The 4,275-nt window shown below is 63.9% G+C and carries 5 protein-coding genes and 1 pseudogene; 4 read left to right on the forward strand and 2 right to left on the reverse strand.

Going from position 1 to position 4,275, the window contains the following annotated elements; all coding sequences use genetic code 11:
- Together EN935_RS24505 and EN935_RS42820 are read right to left on the reverse strand one after the other, a co-directional pair.
- Positions 1-474 (reverse strand): LysE family translocator (locus EN935_RS24505; protein WP_164771310.1); only part of this gene is annotated, 474 nt, incomplete at its 3' end.
- Positions 475-571: 97 nt separating this feature from the next.
- Positions 572-694, reverse strand: a complete 123-nt coding sequence (locus tag EN935_RS42820) for a hypothetical protein (RefSeq protein WP_013528283.1) — start codon at positions 692-694, stop codon at positions 572-574.
- Positions 695-933: 239 nt separating this feature from the next.
- On the opposite strand from EN935_RS42820, the gene EN935_RS24515 reads away from it, so the two are divergent.
- The 4 genes and pseudogenes from EN935_RS24515 to EN935_RS24530 all read left to right on the forward strand — a co-directional run.
- A complete protein-coding gene (locus tag EN935_RS24515; RefSeq protein ID WP_109666868.1) occupies positions 934-1,701 on the forward strand; it encodes a L,D-transpeptidase in 768 nt (255 codons plus the stop codon).
- 86 nt (positions 1,702-1,787) lie between these two features.
- Positions 1,788-2,954: a diphosphate--fructose-6-phosphate 1-phosphotransferase gene (locus tag EN935_RS24520; RefSeq protein WP_127262792.1), complete on the forward strand. Its 1,167-nt coding sequence runs from the start codon at positions 1,788-1,790 to the stop codon at positions 2,952-2,954.
- Between the two features lie 17 nt (positions 2,955-2,971).
- Complete coding sequence (locus EN935_RS24525; RefSeq protein WP_127262798.1) at positions 2,972-3,691, forward strand: MBL fold metallo-hydrolase; 720 nt, start codon at positions 2,972-2,974, stop codon at positions 3,689-3,691.
- A gap of 247 nt (positions 3,692-3,938) precedes the next feature.
- Positions 3,939-4,275, forward strand: a pseudogene (locus tag EN935_RS24530) (serine protease); the annotation flags it as partial.

Here is a 4,275-nt window from a genome sequence, read left to right on the forward strand (position 1 = left end):
GGCGAGCGCCAGGAAGGTCGTCTCGAAGATCAGCATCTGCGTCCAGAAATCGGCGTGCCGGTCGAGGAACTGCGGCAGGAAGGCGACGAAGAAGGTGATGCTTTTCGGATTGAGCGCGGTGACCAGCCAGGCATGCGCCATCATCTTGGCCGACGACACCGCATCGGTGCGTGGTTCGGCCTTCAGCGCACCGCCGGCGCGAAACAGTTTCACGCCGAGATAGATCAGATAGCCGGCGCCGATCAGCTTTAGAATGGTGAAGACCGTCGCCGAAGCCGCCAGCAGCGCGCCGATGCCCAGCATCGACAAGGTCATCGCGGTGAAGTCGCCCAGCGCCACGCCGACCGCCATCGGCAGAGCGGTGCGCCAGCCCTGGCCCAGCGCGTACGACACGACCAGCAGGATGGTCGGGCCCGGAATGATGAGAAGGATCGTCGACGCAGCGGCGAAGGCGGCCCAGTTTTCGAAGGACATGCTCGTCTCCTTTGAGCTCAAAGAAGAGGATAAATCCTTAGGCCCGGGAGAATGTAAAGAGGCGATTTCCCCTAACTGCGCCAACGGCAGATCGGTGTCAGTTCGCGCCGCTCAGCGTGCTCACGATATCGGCCAGGCTGACATTGGCACCGAGTACGGTTGCTGCCGCGACAATGGCAGCGGCAAAAAGCTTGATGTCGGTTTTTAACGTCTTGCACATGGAGGCCCCTCGCTGATCGCTTGAGGGGTAGGAAACACCAGTGCCGGGATTATGACCCGTCCGAGGCCTTTTTGTGCAGCAGCTCCCAGTCAATGCTCAGGCAGGAAGGTCGAGCGCCCGCCGGGCAATGCGCAAACACAGGCTGCGCAAAGTCTTCACGCTTTATCAACCATGAATGATGAAAATGCCCGCTATCCGGCCGGACCGTGCTTCCCGCCGACAGCGTAGGGTTTGGGTATATGCGTGAGTTGCCGCAAGGTCTGACGCCGCCGCGAAACGGCGACGCAATCGAAACCGATCATCATCTTTCCCGTCGTGCCATCCTGTCAGGGGCAGGGGCGCTCGCGCTGCTCAGCGCTGCCGGTTGCTCGACCTCGGGCGGCGGCCTGCCCGCACTCGAACTCGACGATACGGTCACCGGTTCCGTGCGACCGATCCGGCCGAGCATCAGCGTCGACAAGAACATCACCAGCCCCGGCGTGATGTATGCCGCGATGACGGATGGCGGCTTCAACGTGCCGGAAGTGCCATATCTCAAGGTCAAGTCGGAGTTCCGCCGCCAGATCGTCGTCGACACGACAGGCGAGGCACCCGGCACCATCGTCGTCCATCTGCAGGAGCGCATGCTCTATCTCGTGCAGCCGGGCGGCGATGCCATCCGCTACGGCGTCGGTATCGGCAAGGACGGTTTTCGCTGGTCCGGCCGCGCCAACATCCAGTACGGCAGGGAATGGCCGACCTGGACGCCGCCGCCCGAAATGATCGCGCGCAAGCCGGAACTGGTGAAATGGCAGGCCGGCCAGCCCGGTGGCCTGACCAACCCGCTCGGCGCGCGCGCCCTCTACATTTACCAGGACGGCAAGGACACTGGCTATCGCATCCACGGCTCGCCCGAATGGTGGAGCATCGGCCAGGCGATGTCGTCGGGCTGCGTGCGCCTGATCAACCAGGACATCATCGATCTCTACAGCCGCGTCTCAAAGAAAAACCCGGTCGTCGTCGCCTGACACGTCACCCGTCCCACTCTTCCGTTGCGCGATAGCGAAAGACAGGCGAATGTGCCTGCGAATTCATCGCTCGGGAGACGTCAGGAATGGCCGGAACTTTTGTTATCGCGCAGGGCGGCGGTCCAACCGCCGTCATCAACCAGACGGTAGTCGGGGCGACGCTGGAGATCCGCAAGCGGCATCCCGGTGCCAAGGTCCTCGGCTCCATTCACGGCGTGCGCGGCATTCGTGACGGCAACTATGTCGATCTCTCCGCCATCCCGGAAGACCGGCTGCGGCTGATTGCCGGCACGCCGAGTGCGGCCCTTGGCTCGACGCGCGACAAGCCGGATGCCGCCTATTGCGATGTCATCCTCAACGGCCTGAAGAAGGCCGGCGCCGACGCTTTCATCTACATCGGCGGCAACGACACGTCGGGCACACAGCAAATCCTGACCGAAGCCGCCGGCGGCAAGATCGCCTTCGTCCATGCGCCGAAGACCATCGACAATGATCTCGAGGAAAACGACCACACGCCGGGCTTCATCTCCGCGGCCGAGTTCGTCGCCGGCGCTTTCCTGTCCGTCGACCTCGATTTTCGCGCGCTGCCCGGCATCTATGTCGGCATCGTCATGGGCCGGCATGCCGGCTTCCTGACCGCGGCCGCTGCGGCATGGCAGCTCGACCCCGACAGCGGACCGCACCTCGTCTATGTGCCTGAGCGCCCATTCTCGGCCGCCGGCTTCATCGACGACGTTCGCGCCACGCTCGATCGCCACAAGCGCTGCATCGTCGCCGTGTCGGAAGGTGTCAGCACCGCCGACGGCAAGGCGCTGGTCGAAAGCCTGGTGCCGCCGGACAAACTGGAGCGCGACGAGCATGGCAACGTCAAGCTGTCGGGCAGCGACCTGCCGGCTGCACTCGAGCGTGCGCTGGCAGAAGGGCTGCCGGGCAAGCGAGCCCGCGTCGATGCCCTAGGCTACATGCCGCGCGGCAATATCGGCGCCATCAGCGCGGTCGACGCGCAGGAGGCTTTCGATGCCGGCGCTTTCGCCGTCACTGTCTCCGAACAGGGCGGCGGCTCGGTGGCGCTGCAATATGACGGCACCAAAACGGTGTTGAAGAAAGTGCCGCTGAAGAACGTCGCCGGCAAGACCCGCCACATGCCGGATGATTTCATGAAGCCCGATGTCAATCAGCTGTCGGATGCCGGTATGGCCTATCTCAAGCGGCTGGTGCCGGAAAAGTACAAGGTCGGGAAGCCCTTCGTCTGATGCCAGGCTCACACCTGATGCCGGACTGGTTCAGCAGGCGCATCGTCGACGACAAGACGACGATGCTGACCGAGCCGTTCGTGCATGAGTACCTGCGCGCCAACATCTGGCATCTGCGCGGCCGCGACGCCGACCTGCTCGTCGACACCGGCATGGGCATCTGTCCGCTGGCGCCCGAGATCGAGACGTCCGACGGCAAGCCGCTGCTGGTCGTCGCCACCCACATCCATCTCGACCATGTCGGCTCGCTGCACGAATTCCCGTGGCGAGCAGGGCCAAGGATGAGCGCCGAACAATTCGAGAGCATGGATGAGGCGGTGACCTACGCTTACATGTTCCACGATCTCGACGGCGCCGTCTCGAAACTGCCGGCGCCGGGCTGGAAGGCGGCCGACTACAAGATCCCGTCCGCTCCATTGACGCGGACCCTGGACGAGGGCGACATCGTCGATCTCGGCGACCGGCAGTTCCGTGTGCTGCATCTGCCGGGCCATTCCCCGGATTCGATCGCGCTGTTCGACGAGGTCGACGGCCTGTTCTTCAGCGGCGACGCCATCTACGACGACACGCTGATCGACGACCTGCCGGATTCGGACCGAACGGCCTATATCAGTACGATGCAGCGCCTGCTCGACCTGCCGATCCGCATCGGCCATGGCGGACACGGACCGAGCTTCGACGGCAAGCGCATGCGCGCGATTGCCACGACCTATCTCGGGCGAACCGCCGGGATCTGACGCCCCGGCGGGGTAGAAAAGCCCCGCCTGACGATATTATGACCTGCCGTCCGGAGATTAAATCTTCGTAAGGTCGCCCGAAAACCCTAAATCGGGCCAATCTGCGCCCTAGATGCAGGCTGTCGATCCGGTCGGCTGCCATGCCAGGCGAGACGGGCAATCGCGACCCTCGACACGCCAGATGGCTGGCTTTCCTGACATGGGAGCGGCCACGGCGACGGATCAACTCTCGCCCGGACAAACGACCATGTCAGATATCCTTCGCAGACATCGCGTCGCGGCCTTGCTGGGCGCTGCGCTGATCATATCCCCCTTCGTCATGTCTTTCGCCCAAAGCGCGGGCAACGCCGTTCCGACAACCCAGACACCTGTCGCCGGCATCACTGCGCCCAACGGCTCGTTCGCCCCCATCGTGGCCGCCGACAAGCCGGCGGTGGTGACGGTTACCACCGTCATGAAGGCACAGCCGGAAAGCACGGACGATGGCGTGCCTCTCGGCAACTCGCCATTCGACGACTATTTCCGCCAGTTCTTCGGCGACCAGGGCATGCCCGCTCCGCGCACGCCGCCGCAGGAACAGGCAC

Source organism: Mesorhizobium sp. M7D.F.Ca.US.004.03.1.1 (assembly GCF_003998635.1).
In the GTDB taxonomy this organism is placed as follows: Bacteria; Pseudomonadota; Alphaproteobacteria; order Rhizobiales; family Rhizobiaceae; genus Mesorhizobium; species Mesorhizobium loti.

What these genes read in the sequence shown, in the direction of transcription:
- EN935_RS42820 (WP_013528283.1), bottom strand. Translation starts at nt 694, where the DNA reads ATGTGCAAGACGTTAAAAACCGACATCAAGCTTTTTGCCGCTGCCATT.
- EN935_RS24525 (WP_127262798.1), top strand. Translation starts at nt 2,972, where the DNA reads ATGCCGGACTGGTTCAGCAGGCGCATCGTCGACGACAAGACGACGATG.
- EN935_RS24520 (WP_127262792.1), top strand. Translation starts at nt 1,788, where the DNA reads ATGGCCGGAACTTTTGTTATCGCGCAGGGCGGCGGTCCAACCGCCGTC.
- EN935_RS24515 (WP_109666868.1), top strand. Translation starts at nt 934, where the DNA reads ATGCGTGAGTTGCCGCAAGGTCTGACGCCGCCGCGAAACGGCGACGCA.